The organism is Lyngbya sp. CCY1209, assembly GCF_035615495.1.
Lineage (GTDB): Bacteria > Cyanobacteriota > Cyanobacteriia > Cyanobacteriales > Microcoleaceae > Limnospira.
The window spans coordinates 1-2,161 of sequence record NZ_JAJENU010000084.1 but is presented as its reverse complement, the minus strand read 5'-3'; the positions used below and the strand labels follow the sequence as shown (position 1 = coordinate 2,161).

General features: G+C 49.4%; 1 protein-coding gene. It reads right to left on the bottom strand.

The genetic code is table 11. From position 1 onward, the window contains the following. Positions 1-284: 284 nt before the first annotated feature. A complete protein-coding gene (locus LKE08_RS00435) occupies positions 285-1,679 on the bottom strand; it encodes a hypothetical protein (RefSeq protein WP_324702221.1) in 1,395 nt (464 codons plus the stop codon). Between the last annotated feature and the right edge of the window lie 482 nt (positions 1,680-2,161).

Below are 2,161 nucleotides of genomic sequence, written 5' to 3'. Positions count from 1 at the left end.
TTGCTATATATAGCAATGTGAAATGATTGGTGAAAAATTGATCGACTCAAAGCCCCCAGTATTGGGGGTTTGGGGGCTAGACAATTTTACAAATGGTTTCCGATTGCTATATAGCAACCGATAGAACGGTTAGGACGGATCGGTCAATTGAGCTGACCCGCCTTGAAATGAATTTCAAGGCGAATCGCAAAAGTCCACTCAAGTGGACTCGGTTAAACATAGACTGTCTGAACCACCTTGGCAGTTGCTATCCTTTTGGGAAAGCCTCCACTTTCCTATTAACATCAGATCCGATTTTCCCCTCTTTCAACTTCCCCAATCATCTTCAGATGATTTGAGCTATTAGCTTGGGAATTGATTCCCAAGCGGTGCCTTACTTCCTCCAGATCCCGATATTCTACCTTCGCCTCTTCCTTACATTCCATCTCCCCCACGCCTTGAACGCCTGCTTCATTCAATAGATTGAAAATCGCCTCGGCATTTTGGCGGGTGGCTGTTTCATCGATTAAAGTGGGACTGAAAGCATTAATTGAAACCGAATTCGCCCCAAATTCCGACTCGGGACTCACCACCGTCACCACCTCATCCCCGGCGACATTTTTCACCTTGACAACAAAGGCGTTGCGTTCGTCTTCCCCTTCATAGGTATCATCAACCAGGGTGTAACCCATATTTTCCAAAGCTTCGACGACGCGATCGCCAATTTCCGCCCGCATTTGGGAACCCAAAATCGAGAGTTTCGCCTGTTCGATAATTTCCCCTAAAATCGGCCGCAGGTGTTCGATTTGTTCGCCGATATTTTTAACCTGTTCGGTGGTGAGGGTGGCTTCCCCTTCCACCAGTTCTGTTTCCAACTGAGTCAGTCGGTTTTCGTACTCACCCAGCCGCCCATTTGTCCAGTAATTGACCTCACATTTGAACGATTCCGCGTCACTCCCCTCTCCGACTTCCACCTGACATTCCCGGTGACTCTGAACTTCGGTAATTAAACTGCGTAAATCGGTCAGTGCCGCCTGATAATATAACAGCCACTCCTGTTCCTTTTGTTCCAGTTCCAACCGCAGATCTGCCAATTTGAGATAGGTTTGCTGGCTTGTGGCGATCGCCGCCTCGGAAATTCCCGCCTCAATATTGCCCGCCACCATATCCAGATCTCGACGCAAATCCGCCCATTTTCCCGGGGCAAACCGTTGGTGTTGATAGTCGCGATCGACCTGTTGCCAAACCGTCTCGATATCCGCCAATAAATCCCGGGCTAATTCTTCTTTCTGCTGCCGTTCAGAAGCCAAATTTTGCACGACTTCATCAATTTGTTTTTGGAGGATTGTTTGTCCCGCTTCCCGAGCTTTTCGTTCCCCATCAATCAGGGCCGTAAATTTGCGATCTTGTCGTTCAAATAAACCCAAATATTCCCGGCGTTGATCTTGAAAGCGTCGGTTCGTTTCCCGTTCCAAATTTTGAATTCCCGTTCGCATCTGTGCAATTTCTTGTTCCTGGCGTTGGGTTCGCCCTTCCAGGGGGGCGAGGCGTTGCTGAAACTCCTGCTGGGCTTGCTGTCGCACTGCGTTTAACCGTTCCGGGAGGTCCTGTTGCAGCGATCGCAACCTGGAATCCTGTTCCCGCAGCCGTCGCAATTCCCGATCCTCAATCCGCGTGTAGCGCCGCTTTTCACCGCTCATCAGACCGCTCCTGTTTTAAGCTGGGATAATGGAGATATAGCATTATCTATCGCCGGCGAGATACGGTTGGGGATTGAAAGTCCCCCTTGTGAAGGGGGATTTAGGGGGATCGTCCGTATTGGGTTGGCTCGAAAACTGCTATATTCTCCGTTTCTATCTTAGCCCAGCTTTCTCGCACGTCCAAATATACGCGATCGCGACTCAACCCCACCCCAGACTGATTCCGACTCCCGGCATCGCTCCTTGTCAAATCGGCGGATTTTGAGTTTTCAAAATAGCCGTTTTATCCGAGTGTTTGAAAATAATTATTCTCATTCATCAGACCGACAAATATTGACCGTTTTGATGCCGCGATCGCCAAAAATTATAGCGTTTTTCAAGTCAATGAGGTACGGCGGGCATTTCAAGTCCCCATCCCCCCCTACCCCCCCTTTGTAAGGGGGGAGATCAGGGGGGATAATGGCGGATCGAACCGTATCGCA

Excerpts from the sequence above, each read along its gene's own strand:
- LKE08_RS00435 (WP_324702221.1), bottom strand. The coding sequence starts at position 1,679 with ATGAGCGGTGAAAAGCGGCGCTACACGCGGATTGAGGATCGGGAATTG.